The following is a 22,497-nucleotide window of genomic DNA, read 5'->3' as shown; positions in this document are numbered from 1 at the left end:
TTCCGGAATAACGACATGCATAAAAACAAAGAGCTTTAAGCGGCGGTGTCGATGCAGAGATATTTGAGCTCGGTGAAGGCCTCGAGCCCATGGCGTGAGCCCTCGCGGCCGAGGCCAGACTGCTTCCAGCCGCCGAACGGAATGGGGCCGCCGGTGATCTTCACGCGGTTGACCGCCACCATGCCATATTCCAGCGCGCGGCCGAGACGCATCTGGCGGGCGCCGTTTTCGGTGACGACATAGGCGACAAGGCCGTATTCGGTATCATTGGCGCGGGCGACGACCTCTTCTTCCGTGTCGAAGGTGGTCAGTGCCGCCACAGGCCCGAAGGTCTCCTCGCGCATGATCAGCGCATTTGCCGGCACATCGTTCAGAAGCGTCGGCTCGTAGAAGAGCCGACCGGCCTTATGGCGCTTGCCGCCGGTCACGAGCTGCGCGCCCTGCGCCAGCGCGTCGGCGACCTGCTCCTCGACCTTGACGACGGCGCGCTCATGCATCAGCGGTCCGAGCTCGGCGCCGTCCTCGAGCCCGGCGCCGACCTTCAGCTCCCCGATACGGGCGGCAAAAGCCTTGGCGAAGGCATCGGCGATGCCGCGCTGGACGAAGATGCGGTTGGCGGCAAGGCAATCCTGGCCCGATGTGGCGAACTTGGCATCGACGGCGATCTCGACCGCCTTGGCGATATCGGCGTCATCGAAGACGATCAGCGGTGCGTGGCCGCCGAGTTCCATCACCAGCCGCTTCATGTTCGGCGCGCATTGAGCGGCGATCAGGCGGCCGACTTCGGTGGAGCCGGTGAAGCTCATGGCCCGCAGGCGAGGATCGGCACACATGCGTCCGACGATCGTCGCTGCATGGCCGGTGACGACGTTGAAGACGCCGGCGGGAATGCCGGCCCGCTCGCCGAGTTCGGCAAGAGCAAGTGCGGAAAGCGGCGTTTCGGAGGACGGGTGAGCGACGACCGTGCAGCCGGCAGCGAGTGCGGCCGCCGCTTTACGCGTGACCATGGCAGCAGGGAAATTCCAGGGCGTGACGATGCCGACGACGCCGAGCGCTTCGCGCCGGACGATCATTTCCGCCCCGGGCAGGTGGCTGGTGACGCTTTCGGCATTCAGCCGCTTGCCTTCCTCGGCATACCACTCGATGAAAGAGGCGGCGTAATCGATCTCGCCGCGCGCTTCCGCCAGCGGCTTGCCCTGTTCGAGCGTCATGATCAGCGCCAGATCGTCCTTGGCCGCGAGCATCAGTTCATGCCACGTCCGCAGGATCGCCGCACGGCTCTGCGGCAGCATCGCGCGCCAGGCAGCAAAGGCCTCCGATGCTGCCTCGATTGCGGTTGCCGTCTCGTCCGCACCGAGGTTCGCAACCCAGGCCAGCGTCGCGGAGGAGGCCGGATCGGTAACCTCGAAACTTTCACCGGTTTTGCCGGCGATCCATCGGCCGCCGATATAGGCGAGATCGCGCAGGAGATGGCGGTCGGAAAGCCGCGACAGCGCGTCATGATAGGCGGGGCGGGCAAAAACGGCGGTCATGTCCAGTCTCCTCGTGGCGGTGATGCAAGTCTTCCACGGGAGCGGGCGAGAGATTGTCCTTTGGCGATGGCGAAAAGAGAGAAACGGTCTAAACCGCAGCCGGCGGATAGAGAGATTGTCTACAACGCACTCTGTTCCTCGTCGGATGCGGCAAAGGAAGAGACCGGAAGCACTGTTTCCTCCTTCACCGTCTTGGTGACGATGTAGGTGAAGTAGCGGTCGATACCGAGTTCTCGGTCGAGCAGCCCGTCGACCAGCCGCTGATAGGCGTCGATATCGGGGGCGATGATCTTCAGGATGTAATCGACGCCGCCGCCGACCGACCAGCAGGCGACGATCTCCGGGATTGCGGCGACGGCGCGCTCGAAGCGCTCGAAATCCGCCTGGCGATGATTGGCGAGCGTCACTTCCATCATCACGCTGGCGACCGGCGCGATGCGCCGCGGGGCGATGCGGGCGTGGTATCCGGTGATGATCCCTGCTTTTTCGAGCTTGCGCAGCCGCATCCAGCACGGCGTCGGCGACAGGCCCGCCTTTTCGGCCAGCGCCAGCTTGGTGATGCGGCCGTCGCGCTGGACGGCGTCGAGAATGCGCAGGTCGATGGCGTCGAGCTTCATGGTGCTTTCTTTGGAAAGAAATCATTTCAAACGCAGCGAAAAGACAATGGAAGCGCATTTTGGCATTGTCAATTGAACTGATTTTCAGCAGTGTAAAATCATGACAAAGTGGCGCCCCGATCCCTCGCAACTCCGCCGGCCGGCTTACCTCTCGCTTGCCGAACAGATCGCCAATGCGATCACCGACGGCAAGCTCTCCGACGGGGCGCAATTGCCGCCGCACCGCAAGCTGGCGGATGACCTGCATCTTTCGGTGCAGACGGTAAGCCGCGCCTATGATGAGCTCAGCCGCCGTGGGCTGATATCAGGCGAGATCGGCCGCGGCAGCTTCGTCCAGACCAGGCCGCGCGAGCCGGAGCCGCCCTATCTGCCGGAGCGGCTGGGCGAGGTGATCGATCTGTCGATCCTGAAGCCGGTCTGCGAACAGATCCATCTGGAAAGGCTGCGCCAGGCCTTCGGCTGGCTTTCGGAAAACCTGCCCTCCAGCTCGGCCCTGTCGTTCCGGCCGAACATGGTGTTCCCGCGCCACCGTACTGTCTCCACCGAATGGCTGGCGCGCTGCGGGCTCGAGGTATCACCGCTGAACGTTAGTGTGACGAATGGTGCGACCTCGGGCATGACGGTGGCGCTGATGAGCGTCGCGCCGCCCGGTTCGACGATTGCGACCGAGGCGGTCAGCCACCACACGCTGGTGCCGCTCTGCGGCTATCTCGGCTTGCACCTCGAAGGGCTGGCAATCGATGAGCAAGGCATGATCCCCGAAGCGCTGGATGAAGCCTGCCGCACGGGGCCGATCCGGGCGATTTTCCTGCAGCCCTCGGTGATCAATCCGATGGCGGCGCTGATGAGCGCGGAGCGGCGCCAGGCGCTGGCCGCCGTCGCCGCCAAGCATGACATAGCGATCATCGAAAACGACATTCTCGGCCCGATGGTCGAGGACCGGGCGCCGCCGATTGCGGCGTTTGCGCCGGAGCGGACGCTCTACGTCACCAGTTTCACGAAGATCACTGTTCCCGGCCTCAGGATCGGCTATCTCGTCGCCCCCGACCGTTATGTCGCCGCCGTCGCCAACCGTCATCTCGTTTCCAGCTGGATGGCGACGCCTGCCATGGCCGAGATCGCCAGCCGCTGGGTCAGCGACGGTACGGCGATGGAACTGGTCAACTGGCAGCGCCGCGCCCTCGCGAGCCGCCACGCGATCGCGGCCGAGATGCTGGCCGGGCTACCTTACCGGGCGCATCCGCAAAGCCTGCACGTCTGGCTGCCGCTCTCCGGCCACCATGCGGAGGACGGGTTTGTCTCGCAGGCAAGGCTGCGCGGAGTGGCGATCGCGCCCGGCAAATCATTCCGCACCGCCGACCAGGGCTCGACGCCGGCCGTGCGCATCTCGCTCGGCTCGACGACCGAAAGCGAAATGCGGACCGGTCTTGGGATCGTCGCCGCATTGGCGCAGGGAAATCCGGAAGAGCTGCTGCTGGCGATTTGATGGCGCTGCCCCTCGTTTGAGCATTCGCAGAATAATTGTCATGATATTATTTTGCGAATTGACATGATTTCGATGCGCCGTCATCGTTAGGACATTGCTTGTCTCAACAGGGAGAGACATGAATGCCTCAGCCCATCATCCGCATCGACAACATCGTCAAGAGATACGGCCCGCTGACCGTGCTCGATGGGCTGTCGATGAATGTCATGCCGGGTGAGAAGCTGGCGCTGATCGGGCCGTCCGGCTCCGGCAAGACGACGATCCTGCGCATTCTGATGACGCTGGAGACGATCAGCGGCGGCCATATCGAGGTCGACGGCGAACAGCTCTACCATATGGCTGGCAGCAGCGGGCTGGTGCCAGCCGATGAACGGCATCTGCATCGCATGCGCGAAAAGATCGGCATGGTCTTCCAGCACTTCAATCTGTTTCCGCACAAATGCGTGCTCGACAATGTGACGCTGGCGCCGATGCTGACCAAGGGCATCAAGCGGCCGCAGGCCGAAAAGCGGGCGATGGAGCTTCTCGACATGGTCGGCCTGGCCGACAAGGCGAAAAGCGTCCCGGCGCAGCTTTCCGGCGGACAGAAGCAGCGCGTCGCCATTGCCCGGGCGCTGGCGCTGTCGCCGAAGATCATGCTGTTCGACGAAGTCACCTCGGCGCTTGATCCTGAACTGGTCGAGGAGGTGCTGAGCGTCATGCGGCGGCTGGCCTCCGAGACCGATATGACGATGCTTCTCGTCACCCATGAGATGGGCTTTGCCCACGATTTTGCCGACCGCGTGCTGTTCTTCGATCGCGGCAAGATCGTCGAGGAAGGCAAGCCGGGCGATATCTTCCGAAATCCGACGCAGGAGAGGACACAGACCTTCCTGCGCAAGATCATTGCGGCTGGGCACCGCGTCTGACCTCAGACATTGCCCGCAAGAACAAAACTCAAAGGAAAGCCAGAGGAGTTGGGAACGATGAAAGCAGGATATGTTTTGAGCGCCGTCAGCCTGTCGGTGCTTCTGGCCGCGGCCGCCGGCCCGGCTTCCGCCGCCGATGACAAGCTCGAGCAGCTGAAGGAGCAGGGTTTTGCCCGCATCGCCATCGCCAACGAGCCGCCGTTCACGGCCGTCGGCGCCGACGGCAAGGTGTCGGGTGCTGCGCCCGACGTTGCGCGCGTGATCTTCGAAAAGCTCGGCGTCAAGGAAGTGGTCGCCTCGATTTCGGAATATGGCGCGATGATCCCCGGTCTGCAGGCCGGCCGCCATGACGCGATCACAGCCGGCCTGTTCATGAAGCCCGAGCGTTGCAATGCCGTCGCCTATTCCGAACCGATCCTCTGCGACGCCGAAGCCTTCGCCCTCAAGAAGGGCAACCCACTGAAGCTGACCAGCTACAAGGATATCGCCGACAATCCCGATGCCAAGATCGGCGCGCCGGGCGGCGGCACCGAGGAGAAGCTGGCGCTCGAGGCCGGCGTGCCGCGCGACCGCGTCATCGTCGTTCCGGACGGTCAGAGCGGCATCAAGATGCTGCAGGACGGCCGCATCGACGTCTACTCGCTGCCGGTCCTGTCGATCCACGACCTGATGGCCAAGGCGAATGATCCCGGTCTCGAAACCGTCGCTCCGGTCGTTAATGCGCCGGTCTATTGCGATGGCGCCGCCTTCCGCAAGCAGGATGTCGCGCTGCGCGACGCCTTCGACGTCGAGCTGAAGAAACTGAAGGAATCGGGCGAATTCGCCAAGATCATCGAGCCCTACGGCTTCTCGGCCAAGGCGGCGATGTCGACCAGCCGCGACAAGCTTTGCGCCGCAGCCAAGTAACCTGATGAGAGCAGCCGGCCATGCGTCCTGCCATGGCCGGTTTGCCCTTCGCACCATCTCCAGAGAAGTGAGTTGCCGATGTCGGTATGGTCCGGCTATCTGACACTGATCCTTGAGGGCGCCCTGGTGACGCTCCAACTGACGGTCATGGGGTCCGCGCTGGCGCTGGTGATGGCCTTCCTGGCGGGGCTCGGCCGCCTGTCGCGCTTCTTTGCCGTCAGGGCTCTGGCGACCGCCTATATCGAGTTCTTCCGCGGCACCTCGATCTTCGTCCAGCTATTTTGGGTCTATTTCGTGCTGCCTTTTGCCGGCTTGACCCTGACGCCGCTGCAGGCGGGTGTCCTGGCGCTCGGCCTGAATGTCGGCGCCTATGCGGCGGAAGTGGTGCGCGGCGCCGTCAAGGCCGTCGGACGCGAGCAGTCGGAAGCCTGTGTTGCGCTCAACCTGTCACGCTACCAGCGTATGCGCCACGTCATCCTGCCGCAGGCGCTGCCGCTGATGCTGCCGACCTTCTGCAACAATGCGATCGAGCTCCTGAAGGGCACGGCCGTCGTGTCGCTGATCTCGCTGACGGATATGACCTTCCAGGCGCAGGTGGTGCGGGCGCAGACCGGCAGTACGTTGGTGCCTTTCGCAACGATCCTCATCCTCTACTTCCTCATGGCCTTGGCGATTTCGGCTGCGATGCGCTGGCTGGAGCGGCGCATGGCTCGCAGCCTCGACGGCATAAGGACCTGATCGGATGGAATGGGATTGGGACTTCGTCTGGCAGATCATGCCGACCCTTCTCGAAGGGTTCAAGATCACCATTCTCGCGACCATCCTTGGCGCTGCCGTCGCCATGGTCGCGGGCCTGGGCCTTGCCATCGCCCGGCGGTCACCGGTCGCCGCCGTTTCCAGAACGGTCGGCTTCGTCTCGGAATTTATCCGCGGCACGCCGCTGCTGGTGCAGCTCTACTTCATCTTCTACGTGTTGCCTGATATCGGCATCCGGCTGTCGCCGCTCACCGCCGGTGTCATCGGCATGGGCATTCACTATGCGACCTATACCGCCGAGGTCTATCGCGCCGGCATCGAGAATGTGCCGCGCGGACAATGGGAAGCCGCCAAGGCCACCAATCTGACGACGCGTCAGGCCTGGATCCACGTCGTCCTGCCGCAGGCAATCCCGCCGATGATCCCGGCGCTCGCCAATTATTTCATCGCCATGTTCAAGGAGACGCCGCTGCTTTCGGCGATCACCGTGCTCGAATTGATGAACCAGGCAAAGAGCATCGCCAACAGCAATTACCGCTACATCGAGCCGATGACGCTGGTCGGCATCTTCTTCCTCATCATCAGCCTGATCTCGGTCGTGGGCTTGCGCTGGCTCGAGGAACGCTACGCCAGGATGGATGATTGATATGACCGCAAAGATCGACATCATTCCCGCCGGACGCCGGCCGCGGCTGGACGACCGGCCGCTGGAAAAGCGCATCGGCCTGATCATCCTGGCAACCGACCATACGACCGAGGTCGACTTCCGGCGCATGGTCGCCGGCGACCGCATCGGCGTCTATGTCAGCCGCATCCGTTACGCCAATCCGGTCACACCGGAAAACCTCTTGAAAATGCAGCCGTCGCTGACGGAAGGCGCAGGGCTGATCCTGCCGGATGAGACGCTGGATGCGGTGATGTATTCCTGCACCTCCGCCTCTGTGGTGATCGGCGACCGCAACATCGAAACGGCGATCCATGCCTCCAAACCCGGTGTTCCCGTGGTGACGCCGACAGCGGCGGCTGTGAAAGGCCTGCAGGCGCTTGGCGCAAAACGGATTTCGATCCTGACGCCTTATACGATCGAGACCAGCCGGCCGATGGCGGATTATTTCGTCGATCTCGGCTTTACGATCGACCGCTTCACCTGCCTCGGCCTGAGTGACGATCGTGAGATGGCGCGGATTGCGCCGGATGATATCGCAGCCTTCGCGTGTGAAGCGCTGGATCCGCAATCCGATGCGCTGTTCATCTCCTGTACCGCCGTGCGCGCAGCTGAGGTCGCCGGCCGGATCGAAGCCCAGACCGGCAAGCCCGTGGTTACCAGCAATCTCGCAACCGGCTGGGCCTGCCTGAGGCTTTGCGGCGATGACCGGGCGCGGCCCGAACTCGGGCAATTGATGACCAAACCCTACGGGAAAGTCTGAGATCATGGTCAGCTCCTTGCCCGTTTCGCTGGAGGATATTCGCGCGGCGGCGCGGCGGATCGCCGGCCGGATTGTCGAAACACCGATGGTGCAGTCGGCATCGCTTTGCGACATTGCCGGCGTTCCTGTCTGGCTGAAGCTAGAACATCATCAGACGACCGGCAGCTTCAAGCTGCGCGGGGCGACCAATGCGGTACTCTCCTTATCGCCGGCGGAACGCTCGCTCGGCGTCGTCGCCGCCTCGACCGGAAATCACGGCCGGGCGCTTGCCTATGCGGCGAAGGCTGAAGGTGCAGTTGCAACCATCTGCATGTCGCAGCTGGTGCCGGAGAACAAGATCTCGGAAATCCGCCGCCTCGCCGCCGATATCCGCATCGTCGGATTGTCGCAGGATGAGGCGCAGCTAGAGGTCGACCGGCTGGTGGGCGAAGAAGGGCTTGTCATGGTGCCGCCCTTCGATCATCCAGCTGTCGTGGCCGGGCAGGGGACGCTGGGGCTCGAGATTATCGACGCCTTGCCAGAAGCGGCCACGGTTCTGGTGCCTCTCTCCGGCGGCGGTCTTGCGGCGGGCGTTGCGGCCGCGATCAAGGGCGTCAATCCGACGACGAGAGTGATCGGCCTGACGATGGAACGGGGTGCGGCGATGAAGGCGAGCCTCGATGCCGGCCGGCCCGTTGAGGTCGAGGAGTTACCAAGCCTTGCCGACTCGCTCGGCGGCGGCATCGGCCTCGACAATCACGTGACCTTCGCCATGTGCCGCGCCCTTCTCGACGACGTCATCCTGCTGACGGAGGCGGAAATCGCTGCCGGCATGCGCCACGCTTATACCGCCGAACGCGAGATTCTGGAGGGTGCGGGCGCGATCGGCATCGCCGCACTGCTTGCGGGAAAGATCAGCTCCGGCGGTCCCGTCGTTGCGATCCTGTCTGGGCGGAATGTCGACATGGAACAGCACCGTCGGGTGATCAGCGGCGAGACGGTGCCGTTCGGAGAGGATAACCGATGAGCCAGATGATCATTCTGACGGAAGCGCAATTGCGAAAGATCGTCGGGCTCGACCGCGATGCGGTCGCCTGTATCGAAGAGGCTTTCGCAGCGCTTGCGACCAAGGCCGTTGCCATGCCGCCGATCCTGCGGCTCGACATTCCGGAACATCGCGGCGAAGTCGATGTGAAGACCGCCTATATCCCGGGGATCGAAGGTTTCGCGATCAAGATCAGCCCTGGCTTCTTCGACAATCCCAAGATCGGGCTGCCGAGCACCAACGGTATGATGGTGCTGTTGTCGACCCGGACCGGGCTGGTGCAGGCGCTGCTGTTGGACAATGGTTATCTCACCGACATACGCACCGCGGCAGCCGGCGCGGTTGCGGCCAAGCACCTCTCGCGTGAAGATGCGTCCGTGGCCGCCATCTTCGGGGCAGGCATGCAGGCGCGGCTGCAGCTTGAAGCACTGACGCTGGTGCGGCCGATCCGCGAAGCGAGGATATGGGCGCGCGATGCCGCAAAAGCCGAGAGCACCGCAGCGGAACTGGCCGCAAGGCTCGGCTTTCCCGTCGCTGCGATATCGGATCCAGGGCGCGCAATCTCCGGCGCCCATATCGTCGTGACCACCACACCCTCGGAAGCGCCGATCATCAAGGCCGGGTGGCTGGAACCCGGGCAGCATCTGACGGCCATGGGCTCGGATGCGGAGCACAAGAACGAGATCGACCCGACCGCCATCGCCGACGCCGGCCTCTATGTCGCCGACAGCCTGAAGCAGGCGCGTCGTCTCGGCGAGCTGCATCACGCAATCGACGCCGGCCTGGTCGCACCCGACGCGGTCTTCGCCGAGCTTGGCCAGATCATTGCCGGCAGGGTGCCGCGACGGACGAGCGACGACCAGATCACCATCGCCGACCTCACGGGAACCGGCATCCAGGACACCGCCATCGCCACCCTCGCTTTTGCCCGCGCCAATGCGGCGAAGGCAGGGACCACATTCGAAAGCTGACCGACGGAAAGAAGGGAAGAAACATGACCCAGCCCAAACTCAAATTCTCGCTCGGCGAATATGCCGCGCGGCTGGAAAAGACACGGCGCGCCATGGAGGCGAAGGGCGTCGACCTGCTTGTTGTCAGCGACCCGTCGAACATGGCCTGGCTGACCGGCTATGACGGCTGGTCCTTCTATGTGCACCAGGCAGTGATCGTGCCGCCGCAGGGCGAGCCGATCTGGTTCGGCCGCGGCCAGGATGCCAACGGCGCCAAGTTCACCACCTATCTGAAGCACGACAACATCGTCGGCTATCCCGATCATTACGTGCAGTCGACCGAGCGGCATCCGATGGATTACCTTGCCTGCATCTTGACGGAGCGCGGCTCTAGCAAGCTGACGATCGGGGTCGAGATGGACAATTACTGGTTCTCGGCGGCCGCCTTCGCGGCGCTGCAGAAACATCTGCCGAATGCGCGCTTGGTCGACGCGACCGCGCTGGTCAACTGGCAGCGCGCGGTCAAGAGCGAGACCGAAATCAAATATATGCGCAATGCCGCCCGCATCGTCGAAGCGATGCATGCCCGCATCTTCGACAAGATCGAGGTCGGCATGCGCAAATGCGATCTAGTCGCGGAAATCTATGATGCCGGCACTCGCGGTGTCGACGGCATCGGCGGCGATTATCCGGCGATCGTGCCGCTGCTGCCGTCCGGCGTCGAAGCTTCCGCGCCGCATCTGACCTGGGACGACCGGCCGCTGAAAAAGGGCGAGGGCACCTTCTTCGAGATTGCCGGCTGCTACAACCGTTATCACCTGCCGCTATCGCGCACCGTCTTCCTCGGCAAACCTACACAGGCTTTTCTCGATGCCGAAAAAGCAACGCTCGAGGGCATGGAAGCCGGTCTTGCCGTCGCCAAGCCCGGCAATACCTGCGAGGACATCGCCAACGCCTTCTTCGCGGTGCTGAAGAAATACGGCATCGTCAAGGACAACCGCACCGGTTATCCGATCGGGCTGTCCTATCCGCCGGACTGGGGCGAGCGGACCATGAGTCTGCGGCCGGGCGACCGGACGGAGTTGAAGCCCGGCATGACCTTCCACTTCATGACCGGCCTCTGGCTCGACGACATGGGTTTCGAAACGACCGAGAGTATCCTGATCACCGAAAGCGGTGTCGAATGCTTCGCCAATGTGCCGCGCAAGCTGATGGTCAAGGATTGAGGCCGTCATGACAGAGATTGGCTTGCGGCCGTCGCCGATCAGCGCGACGGTGGATTTCACCGCCGAGGGCGTCCAGCATGGCTTCCTCAGGCTGCCTTACAGCCGCGACGATTCCGCGTGGGGCTCGGTGATGATCCCTCTAACGGTCGTCAGGAACGGCGAGGGACCGACGGCACTGCTGACCGGCGGCAATCACGGCGACGAGTATGAAGGACCGATCGCGCTTTTCGACCTTGCCCGCTCGCTGAAGGCCGAGGAGGTGAGCGGCGCCGTCATCATCGTGCCGGCGATGAATTATCCGGCATTCCTTGCGGGAACCAGGACCTCGCCGATCGACAGGGGCAACATGAACCGCAGCTTTCCGGGCCGGCCGGACGGCACGGTGACGCAGAAGATCGCCGACTATTTCCAGCGAGTGCTCCTGCCGATGGCCGATCTGGTTCTCGATTTCCATTCCGGCGGCAAGACGCTCGATTTTCTGCCGTTCTGCGCAGGTCATATCCTGTCCAACAAGCAACAAGAGGCACAGGCTTTGGAATATGTGACAGCCTTTGCCGCGCCCTATTCGATGAAGATGCTGGAGATCGATGCGGTCGGCATGTACGACACCGCGGCCGAGGAGATGGGCAAGGTCTTCATCACCACGGAACTCGGCGGCGGCGGGACGGCTACGGCCAAGAGTGCGGCGATTGCCAAGCGCGGCAACATGAACGTGCTGCGCCACGCCGGGATCGTTGCGGGCGCCGCCGATGTCGGTCCGACCACTTGGCTCGACATGCCGGACGGCCGGTGTTTTTCCTTCGCTGAGGAGGGCGGGTTGATCGAGCCCATCATCGATCTCGGTGAAGCCGTCGGTAAGGATGCCGTCATCGCTCGCATCTATCCGACCGGGCGGACCGGAGTGGCCCCCCACGAGGTCCGCGCCGGCATGGATGGCATCCTCTGCGCCCGGCATTTTCCCGGACTGGTCAAGTCAGGCGATTGCGTCGCCGTGGTCGCGATCGTTACCGGCTGAAGAGGCCGGCAATCAAGCCGCTTGACGAGGCCTTGACATGCTCGCTGCCGCGTCGATCTGAAAGCGCCTGACGACCCCTGCCAATGTCTGCGTTTGGGTGCCGAGCGCGCGGCAGGCCGAAGCGGTTTCGACGGCCATCGTCGCATTGTGTTGCGTCACCTGGTCGAGAGCATTGACGGAGGCATTGATCTCGCGGATCGCCACCGCCTGCTCGGAGGATACAGACACGATCCGGGCGATGAGCCCAGCAACCTGCTCGACCTGTCCTTCGATTTCCTGAAGCGCCTTGCCGGTGCGGTTGACAAGCTCCACCCCGTTGGAAACCTGCGACGAGGATGTGGAAATCAGAGCCCTGATCTCCTTGGCGGCGTTGGCCGAGCGCATAGCAAGTTCCCGCACCTCCTGCGCCACGACGGCAAAACCCTTGCCGGCTTCGCCTGCCCGGGCCGCTTCAACCCCGGCATTCAGCGCCAGCAAATTGGTCTGGAAGGCGATTTCGTCGATGACGTTGACGATGTCGCCGATCTGCGAGGACGAGCCCTCGATCCGTTCCATGGCGGCGATCGCTTCGCGAACGACGGCCGCCGAATGTTCGGCGCTGTTGCGGGTCTCGGCCATCATGCCGGTCGCCTTGCCGGCATGATCGGAGGCGTCTTTCGCCTTGGCATTCATCTCGCCGAGCGCGGCTGTGGCCTCTTCGAGCATCGCGGCTTGCTGTTCCGTACGCGATGCGAGGCTCTCGGTTGCACCCGTAATGTCGGCCGAGGCGCTGTCCACTTGTTTGGAGGTCTGGGCGATCTCGGCCATCGAGGCACAAAGCGCGTCCATGCTGTCGTTGAACTTGGCGCGCAAAGTCTCGTAAGCGGCGGCAAAGGGTGTGGCGATCCGACAATCGAGATTGCCGTGCGATAGCTGGTCCAAGCCGTGGGTCAATTGAGCGATCACCGTTTCGCGGACCTGCTCTTCGGCCGCCTTGTCGGCCATCTGGCTGCGTTCGCGTTCGAATTCCGCATCGCGAAGCGCCGTCTCGCGCTTCTGCGCCTCCTGCCGCTCGAGCGCGTTGCGGCGGAAGACCGCCACGGCCTTGGACATGGCGCCGATCTCGTCGGAGCGGCTGGCATAGGGAACCTCGGTCGAAAAATCGCCGTCTGCGAGGTTGCCCATATAGGCTTTCATGCCGTCGAGCGGTACGATGGCGCGTCGGCGCAGGAGGTAGAGCCCGACCAGCAACAGAGCGAAGGATCCGAAGCCTGCTGCCCCGGCATAGATCGTCCAGGTGACGATTTCCGAGGCGGCATTGTGCTCCTCGCCCTTCAGGAAGGCATCGGAATTGGCGACGAGCTTCTCCACCGCGTCCTGGTGCGAATGAAAGGCGACGCGCAACTGCTCGATCGCCCCATGCGCCTTGTCTTCGTCCTTGGCGTTCAGGGCCGGGATGATTTGACTGTTCATCACGTCCCAGAATGTATCACCCTTGGCGAGGACATCGTTTTCAAGTTCGTCCTTCAAAGTCTGTGGCAGCCGGGTGGTTTTCCAATAGGCGCGGCGGTCGTCGTAAGCGGCCTTGAGATTGGCGATCTTGGCTAGATTGGTGTCGGTGAGTTCGGGAAATTTGCTCGCCTCGAAGGACAGCATGTAGGATTCGACCACAAACAGCGGCGGCGGCAGAATATCGGCGATCAGATCCTTACCGTAGACGACCTGCTCGTAAACCGGGCCGTTGACCTTCAGCCGTTCGAGGGCCGATTGCTGCAATCCGATCGACATGAAAAGGCCTGCTGAAACGGCGACACCAAATGCCACCAGGCTACGGGCAATAGTAAAAGCCAAGGCTTTTCTCCAAATAACTTGTGGCCTTTCCACGTCGAAAGGCCTGATCTACGTACCGCATTATTTCGCAAGACCACTGAAATATAGTTAATTCCTTTAGTGGTCGGGGATTGGCCGGCTTTTTTCTCGCCCGTCGATTGTCCAAAATTGGGGTAATCATGCGTTGCTAAGAGCTCCCAATATCAAGCCATCATTTGCCATCTTGATGGCAGGCGTAGCAGTGGCTATATTTACTGGAAAAGGAGATCAATATGGCCGAGCCGCAGCTTTCGGTAAGAAGCGCAAAGGCGCGTGATCTCGCGCACCGGCTTGCGCGCCGCGAAAACCGCTCGATAGCCGACATTGTCGAGCGCGCCCTCGAATCTTACGAAATCCGTGAAGCTGGTCGAGAGCCGGCTGCGTCCTTTTATCATAGGCTGTCGCAGCAAAGCGGGACGGACATCGACCTTGAAGCAGTCATCGGGAAAGGCCGGCAGGTTCATAAGGGCATTGAGCTTTGATTTTTCTCGATACCAACGTTGTTTCGGAAACCTTGAAAAAATTTCCCAACGAAGCCGTGACCGCATGGCTCGTCCGTCATGATGCTGAATTGGCGCTGCCGACGGTGACGATTGCCGAAATCGCTTTCGGCATCCAGAAGATCCGGCCCGATCAGCGAGCCGAACGCCTCGAACGGGGGCTGTCTGAATGGCGCCGCCGTTTCGCGGATCGGATTTTTGGTTTGACCGAGGAGGCTGCTCTCGCCTACGGCGACATAATGGGCGATGCCGCTCGTCGGGGGCGCGGAATGTCGGCGCCGGATGGTATGATCGCCGCAATTGCGCGGGTCAATGGCAGTCGACTTGCCACGCGAAACCTCGACGATTTCGCGACCACTGGGCTTGAATTAATCTCCCCATGGACCTTTTGATGCCTGGCGGTGAGAGGAAGTAACGAGCCAAATCCTGGCGGACGGTTGTTCAGTTGCCGACGTTCAGCAGCAGTCGGCCGTCAGTGATAGTCCGGCAACGACGCCTTTCACGCCAATCGCATCAGCGTATTGTTGAGGTCACCGATCTCGCGCAGCAGCTCGACCAATCTATCCGTATCGTCCTGGCTGAGCCGACCCGTTTCGCCGCTGTTCTTCCAAAGATTTTGGAATTCCTGGCTCATCTCACGCGCGCTCTGCATGATTTCGATGATTTGCGTGCGGTTTTCCCAGGTCGCGACGACGGCCGGCTCATCCATCTCGATCGAAATATCCGGTTCGCGTTCCAGCAAAAGCAATTTCTGATTCCTCTTGGGCAATGATGACTGGTTCGGATGGCCCCATCGAGCGTGGGCCATTCCCGCAATTACGCGTGCACATGGTTTGACTTAAAAAGCGTTTTAAAATCAAACGATTGGCTAGCGGGCGTGGGGCGAACCCGCTAGCCAATCGGCAAACCCGTCCTGGAATCACCCAATGCGAATTCGCAAGAGCAATAAAATGGGAAAATTTCCCATATGTCAATATGGGTGACTGCGTTTTCAGTGCGGACCCGGATCCGGGGGCGGCGACCCCGGAGGCGGGCCGCCGGGGCCGGGTGGCGGGCCTCGCCTGTCCGGAGCCGGAAAATCTCCGTCCGGCCCACCTCTGCCGAAAGGCGCGTGATCGGGCCGCGGTCCATCCCCCGGGGCGTGCGGCGGGCGGGAACCGAAGCCATCGGGACCAGGTCCGGGAAAGCCGGTCATTCTGCTCGAATCCCGGACGCCGATATCGACGAAGCCGGAAGGCGCCGAACCCGGTCCGGAACCCGCCTCGCCTCTGTCCGTGGGCCGGAAGGCCTCGATATTGACAATGCCGCGTTTGAGGCCTGGCACCACCGGTTCGGTCTGAACGCGGGTAATCACCGAGCGATCGGCGATCGCCTTGAGGCGCACGAGCGTTTGTTTGCCGGCGAGGTAGCCATGCGTGCTTCCAAGCGAAAGGCCGCCGATCACGACGCGGTTACCGTTCTTGACGGGAACACCGCGGAGATGGGCGCCGTCGGACACGGAACGGGGCTCGATACGCCGGGCAATGATCGTACCGTCGGGTTTGCGGATGCCGAACACGGCAACCCGTTTGCCTTTCCGTAGGCCCTTCGTCGCTAAACCTGATGTGTCGACGGTTTGCGCCAATATGGTCATGCCGGTCTTATCGATCCGGTCGATACGGCCCTGGACCTCGCTGACGATCGTAATGCGGGCGGCGCGTTTTCCTGTCAGCAGCACCCGGGCGACATGGCCGACCTTCATCGCGCTCGCGGGTACGCGCCGCCCATCGATCTCCACCGGCGTCGTCGCGCTGAACGGTATGTGGATATTGTTGACGATGATGCTGCCGAAACCCTGGATGGTCCCGACAATGCCGGTTCCGCCGATCCCGTGATCTTCGTTCTCGCCTCCCTGTATGGCAAGACCGGACCCGCCGATTCCGTGATCGCTGGTGCTTGTCGGCTGCGCGGCGGCAAGTTCCGGCCGCAGGACCTGAAGCGCGATGCCGCCCAGCAGAAACTGTCTTCTCGAGATCGCCGACGGGCTCATTCGTCGATCTCCTGCTTGGAGGCGGTTTCTGCTGCAGGATCCGTTTCGCGTTCCTCGGTCATGACATAGAGCCCCGCGATCCAGCGGCTGTTGCCGCCGGCATCGTCCTTGATCGCCTGATGGGCGATCTTGTTGAGCTTCAGGAGCAGCGTCATGCTTTCCTGGCGCGCAAGTTCGTCGAGCCGGGCCGCCAGCGCGGGCGACATGCCGTCATAGTGAACGGCGCGTTCGAAATAGGGAGGAGGCTCGTTCATCAGGTTCATGACCGACGCCTGCACATGATCACGAAGGTTGCGGGTGAAATAATGCCGGCGGGCGTCGTCGCCGGCATTCGGGACGATCGATGAGAGGTCGAGCTGGACCCGGCCGTTCTCATCAAGAACGACGATGCCTCGGTCCAGCCATTCGTCCAGGATGGAGCGCGGATGGACGTCTTTGGTGATGTCGCTCACCAGGCTTTCGAATGACGGACTGCCGTCGCTTGATGTTCGCGGCAGGGCGCTCGGTCTGTCCTCGGCATCGCAATAGAGCGGGTCGGCAAGCCAGCGGGCAAGGATGCGGCTCGTCTGTGAAACGCCGACAGTGAGGAATGAGGGATCGAGCGCCAGTCCGCGCAGCCGGTTGACGTCCTTGCGGTGGATGCCCGTCAGGAGCGAGATGCGGCTATCCGTCTGCTGCTTGTTCGGCAGCGCGAATTCCTTCTCCGCCACTTCGATGTAAAGGCGGCGAAGCACGGTGGTAAAGGCGGTGAAGTTGAAACCGGAGGCGAGAGCGAGTTTAACCAGCGGGCGCAGCACGCGGATCAGCATGGCCTGCAAGGTCTCTTCGGAGAATGGCAGCTTCGCGCGCGGCTTTGACATCGACAACACACTTGGTCCCTGAAAGACCGTTGCCGAAAGACCTTCGGCAGCAGCCTCGGTCTCCTTTAAGGCAAGGCCCACCCTGCCGCAACGCACAGGCGACATGCAAGCCCGGCCTATGCCATGCCCCCTGGCGACGCGGGCATGACTACAACACCTTCCGGAAGATATTTTACATTAGTCTATCAATGCCTTGTGTTCTCAGACTCTGGGGAAAGCAAGGCGCCCTGACGCCAGTCGATCAAGCGGTCGATCCGAGCAATCTTGTGGAAAACCTCGAAGACGTCGAATGACGAGCCTTTCTCGATATAGGAGGCCAAAAGCTCGCAAAGCTCGAATATTTCAGGGGGTGTGCCCGTCATCTCGACGCCGTCATCGGTGAAAATCCCCGATCGCGGCCAGGCCTGGGCCTGTTGTTCGTCGAGCTTGTTGCCGACGAAAGGGATCGTATTGATGATGCCGGAGGCAAGCGCGAAGGCCGCCTCCGCCACGATTTCGGAGCAGCTCGCGTTGGGCTCTCTGGTTAAGGCCGGTATTTGCAGCCGTTTTAATTCCCGCATGTTCAATCCGTCAGAGATAGTTGACCAGGCTCAGGCCCTGGAGTTTCGAGACGAGCGTGTAGGCTGTTTCCAGCTGCGTCTGCAGCTGGTTGGCGAGTGTCGATGCCTCGTAGGCATCCACGCCCTGGAGATCGACGAGTTTTCCCTGGAGCAGGCTCGACTGGGCATCGAGGGCGTCATTCGCCTTTTCGAGCCGCTCCTGCGAGAGGCCGAGCTGGCTTTGCTGGGTGACGATGCCCGATGTCGCCTGCGCCGCATAACCGATCGCCTTCGTCGCGACGGTGCTCTGCGCGTCGGAGCTCAGATCCTGGCCGAAGAGGGCGGAGACGACGAGGAAAGACCGGCGTCTGAGGAGAACGAGCGCTGTTCCGTCAACGCCGTATAGAGGGCGTCGAGATTGTCCGAGAACCCGCTGTCTCCCGCGCTGTTGAGATCGGTGATGCCGCTGATCGTTCCGTCGCGCAGCTTCGTGGCATCACCGCCCTCGCTGGTAACGACGGCAAGATTGACCGAGATCGACGACGCGATGCCGGTGATATCGTCGGAATCCGACGGTGTTCCCCCTGATGTCCCCGACGCGGTGGTCCAGACGAAAAGTCCGGGCGCGCTGGTGCTGCCGTCGGTTTCCGAGAAGGCCTGGACGAGCGACTTGGCGATCTCGTCGAGCTGGGCCTGGAATGTCGGCGCGATGTCGTCGCGAAGCTGCAGCAGCGCCTGGAGGCTGCCCGAGGCGCTGGTCGTCGATCCCGCGCCGGCGTCGAGCGCAACGCCGTCGATATAGACCGAATTGCCCTCCGTTCCGGCCACATAGGTTGTCGTCGGCACGTATGTGACGGTGCGCGGTACGGTCTCGAACAGCACCGTGCCGTCGGAGGTGTAGAGCGCCATGTCGTTGTTGTCGCGCACCGCGGTGGTGACGCCGACGATCGAGGAGATCTGCTTCAACAGCTTTTCTCGTTCGTCGAGCGCCGAGGAGGTATCGGCGCCCGTCGCCGTCGCCAGCTTGACGGCATTGTTGGCCGTCTCGAACTGCGACAGCAGCGTATTCAGCGAGGAGACCTGCGTGGCGATCTCCGCGTCGGCATCGGCCCTGATCGACTGGACGCCGTCGCTTGCGGTATTCAGCGAATTGGCAAGATCCTGCGCGGAGGTGACGGCCGATTGCGCCGCGGTCGTGCTGCTCGGTGATGTGGCGAAGGTCTGCAGCGCCTGCTGAAATGCCGAGAGGTATGTGCTCGGCGAGGTCTCGTAATCGTTGCCGCCCATCAGCGACTTCAAGCTTTCGAGGCCGGTCACCAGCGTCTGCTGCGCGCTGTCCTTAGAGTTCGATTGCAGATATTGCGCCAGCAGCGCAGTTTCCTGCGCCCGGCTGATGCTGACGACCTGGGCGCCGGAGAGAGACGTCGTGATCGACGCCTCCCGTCTCACATAGTCGGAATTTCCGACATTGGCGATGTTGGTCGAGACGACACTGCTTTGCTGGCCCGTATTGTTGAAAATACTTTGGACGCTGTTCAAGGCGGAGGTAAGCGACATCTAGGCGCTCCCTCTATCGTTTCAGGTTGACGAGGACATCCATGATATCGGAGCCGGTCTGAAACACCTTCGAATTGGCGGTATAGCTGCGCTGTGCCTCGATCATCTCCGTCAGTTCGCCGGCGAGATCGACGTTCGAGCTCTCGAGGGCGCCTGATTGAATGGAGCCGAGCCCGTTTGTCTGCGGAAAGCCGGTGACGGTAACGCCCGACTGGCCGTTGGCGCTGTAGACGTTGCCGCTGAGCAGCGTCAGATTATCGGGGCTGGCGACCGTCGCAAGCGGGATCTGATAGAGAGCCTTGGTCGCCCCGTTCGCATAGGAAACCGACACCACCCCGTCCGTGCCGATGGACACCGAACTCACCGCACTTGCGGCCTGACCATCGGCAGAGCCTGTCGCCGAGAAGTCGGAGGCAAGCTGGGTGAAGTCCGAATAATCCATGGTGATCGTCTTTGCAGTGACCGGATCGACGATATCGGTGTCGGCCGAAGAGGTCAGCTGGCCGTCGGCGTCGAAGGAGAGCGTCGCGACGCTCACGGCACTGGAGGAGTAAGGGAAGGACGTCGTGCCGCCGGTAGAGGCATCGGCATTGCGGTAAACCGCTACCTCCCAGGTGCTTCCGGTGACCGCGCCGGTGGAATCCGTCGTCACACCAGTCTTGGTGAAATAGTAGTCGTACTGGACGGTGCCGCCGAGGCTGTCATAGGCAACGAGCGACATCTTCTGCGTATCGTCGGTGACATCGGACGTGTTGGCGCTCGGCAGCGTCGTCGTATCGGTGACGACGGTTGCCTCGGAATTCAGGTTGCCGCTGAAATAGGCGCTGGTCGAAGCAACCGCGCTCAATCCCGATTGGGATACGTTGACCGGCACCAGCCCATCGAAGCCGTTGACAACAACCGCCGGCACACCGGAATCATAGGAATATCCCATGAGGGTAAAACCGGCGCCGTTGACCAGGTTGCCGTCGCTGTCGACGGAGAAGTCGCCGGCCCGGGTGAGGACCGGGGTGCCGTCGGCGCTTTGCACGATGAAGAAGCCATCTCCTGATATCGCCAGGTCATAATCCGAGGTCGTATAGGAAATGTCGCCCTGTTGAGAAATCGCCTGGCGCACGGATGTCTGGACGCCGCCGGAATTGTAATTGCCTGAGGACGACGGCAGCACTAGCGACGAGAAGGATGTGGAGACGGCTTTGTAGCCGACCGTGTTTGCGTTGGCGATATTGTCGGAAACCGTGCTCAGCCGGTTTGCCTGGGCGCTCATGCCGGAGACGGCGGTTTTCATGCTTCCAAAAATGCTCATGGCTCAATCCTTTAAGGTTTGGGAACATGCCATGTGACGAGAGGCCTCCAGGCCCGAATAACGGGCGCACGACATCACTGGCGCCGGGCAAAGCCCACACCGGTGGATGATCTGATTGTCTGGATTGACCCCGTGATGGCGATAGGCGCTGCGGCTCATCCGCGCGCTGGTGCGGTGCGCCTGTCACGGCGCACCATGTAAATACTTCGATAGTTCAGCGGCCCGGCTGAAAGCTCTGCCGGCTCGATTGCCGGGCCGCTGTCAGACCGCCGCATTGCAGCTTCTCCAGTGACTGCGACGCGACGCTCCTTATCGGCTGTCAACTCGTGGTGCTTGTGGACAATGAACCGCTGCCCGATGTGTCGAGAAGATCGAATAGCTGGCTCGCCTGGCTTTCGGTGACGTCGTCCGGCCTGCCGGCCATGAACTCGTCCAATGATACGAGCCCGTCTCCATCGGTATCGAGATCGGACAGCAGGGATGCGGTCTGCTCATCCTCGGCGGGCGGCGGCGGTGGCGGTCCGTCGGGCCGTTGCGACGACTGAGCGGACATCGCCTCGGTCAATGCATCGACCGACAGCGAGCCGGCGCTTTCGCTGTCGAAGCTGTCGAACAGCGTGCCTGCCTGATCCTCGCTCACATCGGACGGCCGGCCTGCGACGAATTCCGCCTTGCTCACCAGCCCGTCTCCATCGGTATCGAGATCGGAGAGCAGCGATGAAAGCTCGTCATCGCCTTCGGGCGGCGGCGGCGGTGGCCCGCCCGCCCGCTCCGATCTCTGGGCGGACATGGCCTCGGTGAGCGCATCGACCGACAGCGAGCCGGCGCTTTCGCTGTCGAAGCTGTCGAACAGCGAACCCGCCTGATCCTCGGTCACGTCTGATGGCCTGGCCGCGACGAACTCGGCCTTGCTCACATAGCCGTCGCCATCGGTGTCCAGCTGCGCAACATCCATGCCTTCATCACCGTCCTGCTCCCCGCTGGAGCCGGACTGTCCGCTAAGGCCGTTCATCGTCAGCGACATCAGCTGGGACATGAGTTTTTCGGCGCTGTTGGTCGAGTCTTCGCCGAGCTGCTGGCTTGTGGTTGATTTTTTTGCCGAAACCGTATTACAGGATAGGATGTCCTGGGATGCGGATGTCGAGTTCTTGCTATAGGAATAGGAAGAAATCGATGTTGCGGCGGAAATGGTCGTCATAAGCGCTCCATCGCTAAAGAGGGTGGGGATGCAACGCATTACAGAACTGATTAGTTCTCTAAATCGAAATTACTAATGCCACAACCGAAAAACTCATCCCTCAGAAATCGCAGTCCGCTTTTCCGGGCCGTCGGCGTGCGCTTCTGTAAAGCGGTTTAGATCGTCATGGATGGTGTCGACGAGCCCGCAGATGAGCCGCGCAAGCGAGGCCGGCCGAAAGTCTCCAGCGATGAGGACAAGCGGACGCATATCGTCGAAATCGCCCGCCGTGTTTTTGTAAAGTACGGCTATGCCGGAAGCACCACCGCGGTGGTGGCCACCGAGGCGGGTGTCTCGAAACAGACGCTCTACAAGCTGTTTCAGAGCAAGGAAGAGCTGTTTGCCGCCGTGGTGGGCGCGCATCGGCGCCTGATGCTCGACCTGCCGAGGCCCGCGGAAGACCTTCCGATCGCCGAAAGCCTCGAGCATATCTTCATGATCGACATGGATGAGGCGAAGGATGCGGACCGCGCCGGTTTTCTGCAGCTCGTCTTTCGCGAAGCGGCGCAGTTTCCAGAGCTTATCGACATTCTCCAGCGCGAAGGCATGCTTGCCAGCCGTCAACACCTCGCCGACTGGTTGAGCGATCGCCGGGCGGAAGGCAGATTGACGCTTGATGATCCGGCGAGCGGAGCCCGGATGCTGATGGACATGATCTTCGGCGGTATGGGTCCGCCGGAAGGGCGCGCCCAGGCATGGCCCGACCGGGTCGGACTGCTCGCCCATCTTCGCCGCTGCATCGCAATCTTCGCCGCCGGCGTCGGGGCTTCGTAG

At 62.1% G+C, this 22,497-nt stretch carries 22 protein-coding genes and 2 pseudogenes; 13 read left to right on the top strand and 11 right to left on the bottom strand.

Annotated elements, in window-relative coordinates; all coding sequences use genetic code 11:
• Positions 1 to 35 precede the first annotated feature (35 nt).
• Positions 36 to 1,532, bottom strand: a complete 1,497-nt coding sequence (locus tag CO657_RS26115) for an NAD-dependent succinate-semialdehyde dehydrogenase (protein WP_054185256.1) — start codon at positions 1,530 to 1,532, stop codon at positions 36 to 38.
• Positions 1,533 to 1,651: 119 nt separating this feature from the next.
• Positions 1,652 to 2,149: an Lrp/AsnC family transcriptional regulator gene (locus CO657_RS26110; RefSeq protein WP_054185255.1), complete on the bottom strand. Its 498-nt coding sequence runs from the start codon at positions 2,147 to 2,149 to the stop codon at positions 1,652 to 1,654.
• A 100-nt stretch (positions 2,150 to 2,249) separates the two neighbouring features.
• Between CO657_RS26110 and ehuR the strand changes: the two genes are divergently transcribed.
• The 10 genes from ehuR to doeB all read left to right on the top strand — a co-directional run bounded on the left by ehuR (position 2,250) and on the right by doeB (position 11,847).
• Entirely contained in the window at positions 2,250 to 3,635 is a 1,386-nt protein-coding gene (gene ehuR, locus CO657_RS26105) for a MocR-like ectoine utilization transcription factor EhuR (RefSeq protein ID WP_054185254.1), read from the top strand.
• Between the two features lie 122 nt (positions 3,636 to 3,757).
• Positions 3,758 to 4,543 (top strand): ectoine/hydroxyectoine ABC transporter ATP-binding protein EhuA, encoded by a 786-nt coding sequence (gene ehuA, locus CO657_RS26100; protein WP_054185253.1) that lies wholly within the window; start codon positions 3,758 to 3,760, stop codon positions 4,541 to 4,543.
• Between the two features lie 57 nt (positions 4,544 to 4,600).
• The gene (ehuB, locus tag CO657_RS26095; RefSeq protein ID WP_054185252.1) at positions 4,601 to 5,449 is read left to right on the top strand and encodes an ectoine/hydroxyectoine ABC transporter substrate-binding protein EhuB; all 849 of its coding nucleotides are present in this window, start codon (positions 4,601 to 4,603) and stop codon (positions 5,447 to 5,449) included.
• Positions 5,450 to 5,527: 78 nt separating this feature from the next.
• Positions 5,528 to 6,187: an ectoine/hydroxyectoine ABC transporter permease subunit EhuC gene (ehuC, locus tag CO657_RS26090; RefSeq protein WP_003591479.1), complete on the top strand. Its 660-nt coding sequence runs from the start codon at positions 5,528 to 5,530 to the stop codon at positions 6,185 to 6,187.
• A gap of 4 nt (positions 6,188 to 6,191) precedes the next feature.
• A complete protein-coding gene (gene ehuD / locus CO657_RS26085; RefSeq protein WP_054185251.1) occupies positions 6,192 to 6,851 on the top strand; it encodes an ectoine/hydroxyectoine ABC transporter permease subunit EhuD in 660 nt (219 codons plus the stop codon).
• Between the two features lies 1 nt (position 6,852).
• Positions 6,853 to 7,632, top strand: a complete 780-nt coding sequence (eutA, locus tag CO657_RS26080) for an ectoine utilization protein EutA (protein WP_054185250.1) — start codon at positions 6,853 to 6,855, stop codon at positions 7,630 to 7,632.
• A 4-nt stretch (positions 7,633 to 7,636) separates the two neighbouring features.
• Positions 7,637 to 8,638: a hydroxyectoine utilization dehydratase EutB gene (gene eutB, locus CO657_RS26075; RefSeq protein WP_054185249.1), complete on the top strand. Its 1,002-nt coding sequence runs from the start codon at positions 7,637 to 7,639 to the stop codon at positions 8,636 to 8,638.
• Complete coding sequence (eutC, locus tag CO657_RS26070; RefSeq protein ID WP_054185248.1) at positions 8,635 to 9,627, top strand: ectoine utilization protein EutC; 993 nt, start codon at positions 8,635 to 8,637, stop codon at positions 9,625 to 9,627. The genes eutB and eutC overlap by 4 nt, the downstream gene beginning before the upstream one ends.
• Positions 9,628 to 9,650: 23 nt before the next feature.
• The gene (doeA, locus tag CO657_RS26065; RefSeq protein WP_054185247.1) at positions 9,651 to 10,832 is read left to right on the top strand and encodes an ectoine hydrolase DoeA; all 1,182 of its coding nucleotides are present in this window, start codon (positions 9,651 to 9,653) and stop codon (positions 10,830 to 10,832) included.
• A gap of 7 nt (positions 10,833 to 10,839) precedes the next feature.
• Complete coding sequence (doeB, locus tag CO657_RS26060; protein WP_054185246.1) at positions 10,840 to 11,847, top strand: N(2)-acetyl-L-2,4-diaminobutanoate deacetylase DoeB; 1,008 nt, start codon at positions 10,840 to 10,842, stop codon at positions 11,845 to 11,847.
• 12 nt (positions 11,848 to 11,859) lie between these two features.
• Here the strand turns inward: doeB and CO657_RS26055 are convergent, their stop codons facing one another.
• The gene (locus CO657_RS26055; RefSeq protein WP_054185245.1) at positions 11,860 to 13,677 is read right to left on the bottom strand and encodes a methyl-accepting chemotaxis protein; all 1,818 of its coding nucleotides are present in this window, start codon (positions 13,675 to 13,677) and stop codon (positions 11,860 to 11,862) included.
• Positions 13,678 to 13,928: 251 nt separating this feature from the next.
• Here CO657_RS26055 and CO657_RS26050 point away from each other — a divergent pair, with 251 nt between their 5' ends.
• Together CO657_RS26050 and CO657_RS26045 are read left to right on the top strand one after the other, a co-directional pair.
• On the top strand, positions 13,929 to 14,177 hold the full coding sequence (locus tag CO657_RS26050; RefSeq protein ID WP_082366349.1) for a type II toxin-antitoxin system VapB family antitoxin: 249 nt from the start codon (positions 13,929 to 13,931) through the stop codon (positions 14,175 to 14,177).
• The gene (locus CO657_RS26045) at positions 14,174 to 14,587 is read left to right on the top strand and encodes a type II toxin-antitoxin system VapC family toxin (protein WP_054185243.1); all 414 of its coding nucleotides are present in this window, start codon (positions 14,174 to 14,176) and stop codon (positions 14,585 to 14,587) included. Before CO657_RS26050 ends, CO657_RS26045 begins: the two co-directional genes overlap by 4 nt.
• Positions 14,588 to 14,694: 107 nt before the next feature.
• On the opposite strand, the gene CO657_RS26040 is transcribed toward CO657_RS26045, so the two are convergent.
• The 8 genes and pseudogenes from CO657_RS26040 to CO657_RS26005 form a co-directional block, all read right to left on the bottom strand.
• Positions 14,695 to 14,943 (bottom strand): hypothetical protein, encoded by a 249-nt coding sequence (locus tag CO657_RS26040; RefSeq protein WP_054185242.1) that lies wholly within the window; start codon positions 14,941 to 14,943, stop codon positions 14,695 to 14,697.
• 243 nt (positions 14,944 to 15,186) lie between these two features.
• A complete protein-coding gene (locus CO657_RS26035) occupies positions 15,187 to 16,224 on the bottom strand; it encodes a DUF5666 domain-containing protein (protein WP_054185241.1) in 1,038 nt (345 codons plus the stop codon).
• A complete protein-coding gene (locus CO657_RS26030; RefSeq protein WP_054185240.1) occupies positions 16,221 to 17,084 on the bottom strand; it encodes a DUF6502 family protein in 864 nt (287 codons plus the stop codon). Before CO657_RS26030 ends, CO657_RS26035 begins: the two co-directional genes overlap by 4 nt.
• Before the next feature lie 185 nt (positions 17,085 to 17,269).
• Positions 17,270 to 17,644: a hypothetical protein gene (locus CO657_RS26025; RefSeq protein ID WP_054185239.1), complete on the bottom strand. Its 375-nt coding sequence runs from the start codon at positions 17,642 to 17,644 to the stop codon at positions 17,270 to 17,272.
• 10 nt (positions 17,645 to 17,654) lie between these two features.
• Positions 17,655 to 17,975 (bottom strand): annotated as a pseudogene (locus tag CO657_RS26020) (flagellin); the annotation flags it as partial.
• Positions 17,972 to 19,180 (bottom strand): annotated as a pseudogene (gene flgK / locus CO657_RS26015) (flagellar hook-associated protein FlgK); the annotation flags it as partial. The pseudogenes flgK and CO657_RS26020, both read right to left, overlap by 4 nt.
• Positions 19,181 to 19,193: 13 nt before the next feature.
• On the bottom strand, positions 19,194 to 20,486 hold the full coding sequence (locus CO657_RS26010) for a flagellar hook protein FlgE (RefSeq protein ID WP_054185238.1): 1,293 nt from the start codon (positions 20,484 to 20,486) through the stop codon (positions 19,194 to 19,196).
• Positions 20,487 to 20,805: 319 nt separating this feature from the next.
• Positions 20,806 to 21,684: an EF-hand domain-containing protein gene (locus CO657_RS26005; protein WP_054185237.1), complete on the bottom strand. Its 879-nt coding sequence runs from the start codon at positions 21,682 to 21,684 to the stop codon at positions 20,806 to 20,808.
• 165 nt (positions 21,685 to 21,849) lie between these two features.
• Between CO657_RS26005 and CO657_RS26000 the strand changes: the two genes are divergently transcribed.
• Entirely contained in the window at positions 21,850 to 22,497 is a 648-nt protein-coding gene (locus CO657_RS26000; protein WP_054185236.1) for a TetR/AcrR family transcriptional regulator, read from the top strand.

Source organism: Rhizobium acidisoli, assembly GCF_002531755.2.
In the GTDB taxonomy this organism is placed as follows: domain Bacteria; phylum Pseudomonadota; class Alphaproteobacteria; order Rhizobiales; family Rhizobiaceae; genus Rhizobium; species Rhizobium acidisoli.
This window is presented reverse-complemented; position numbering and strand designations above follow the sequence as displayed.

Coding starts and splice junctions, on each gene's coding strand:
- CO657_RS26115 (WP_054185256.1), bottom strand. CDS start 1,532: ATGACCGCCGTTTTTGCCCGCCCCGCCTATCATGACGCGCTGTCGCGG.
- CO657_RS26110 (WP_054185255.1), bottom strand. CDS start 2,149: ATGAAGCTCGACGCCATCGACCTGCGCATTCTCGACGCCGTCCAGCGC.
- ehuR (WP_054185254.1), top strand. CDS start 2,250: ATGACAAAGTGGCGCCCCGATCCCTCGCAACTCCGCCGGCCGGCTTAC.
- ehuA (WP_054185253.1), top strand. CDS start 3,758: ATGCCTCAGCCCATCATCCGCATCGACAACATCGTCAAGAGATACGGC.
- ehuB (WP_054185252.1), top strand. CDS start 4,601: ATGAAAGCAGGATATGTTTTGAGCGCCGTCAGCCTGTCGGTGCTTCTG.
- ehuC (WP_003591479.1), top strand. CDS start 5,528: ATGTCGGTATGGTCCGGCTATCTGACACTGATCCTTGAGGGCGCCCTG.
- ehuD (WP_054185251.1), top strand. CDS start 6,192: ATGGAATGGGATTGGGACTTCGTCTGGCAGATCATGCCGACCCTTCTC.
- eutA (WP_054185250.1), top strand. CDS start 6,853: ATGACCGCAAAGATCGACATCATTCCCGCCGGACGCCGGCCGCGGCTG.
- eutB (WP_054185249.1), top strand. CDS start 7,637: ATGGTCAGCTCCTTGCCCGTTTCGCTGGAGGATATTCGCGCGGCGGCG.
- eutC (WP_054185248.1), top strand. CDS start 8,635: ATGAGCCAGATGATCATTCTGACGGAAGCGCAATTGCGAAAGATCGTC.
- doeA (WP_054185247.1), top strand. CDS start 9,651: ATGACCCAGCCCAAACTCAAATTCTCGCTCGGCGAATATGCCGCGCGG.
- doeB (WP_054185246.1), top strand. CDS start 10,840: ATGACAGAGATTGGCTTGCGGCCGTCGCCGATCAGCGCGACGGTGGAT.
- CO657_RS26050 (WP_082366349.1), top strand. CDS start 13,929: ATGGCCGAGCCGCAGCTTTCGGTAAGAAGCGCAAAGGCGCGTGATCTC.
- CO657_RS26035 (WP_054185241.1), bottom strand. CDS start 16,224: ATGAGCCCGTCGGCGATCTCGAGAAGACAGTTTCTGCTGGGCGGCATC.
- CO657_RS26030 (WP_054185240.1), bottom strand. CDS start 17,084: ATGTCAAAGCCGCGCGCGAAGCTGCCATTCTCCGAAGAGACCTTGCAG.
- CO657_RS26025 (WP_054185239.1), bottom strand. CDS start 17,644: ATGCGGGAATTAAAACGGCTGCAAATACCGGCCTTAACCAGAGAGCCC.
- CO657_RS26010 (WP_054185238.1), bottom strand. CDS start 20,486: ATGAGCATTTTTGGAAGCATGAAAACCGCCGTCTCCGGCATGAGCGCC.
- CO657_RS26005 (WP_054185237.1), bottom strand. CDS start 21,684: ATGACGACCATTTCCGCCGCAACATCGATTTCTTCCTATTCCTATAGC.
- CO657_RS26000 (WP_054185236.1), top strand. CDS start 21,850: ATGGATGGTGTCGACGAGCCCGCAGATGAGCCGCGCAAGCGAGGCCGG.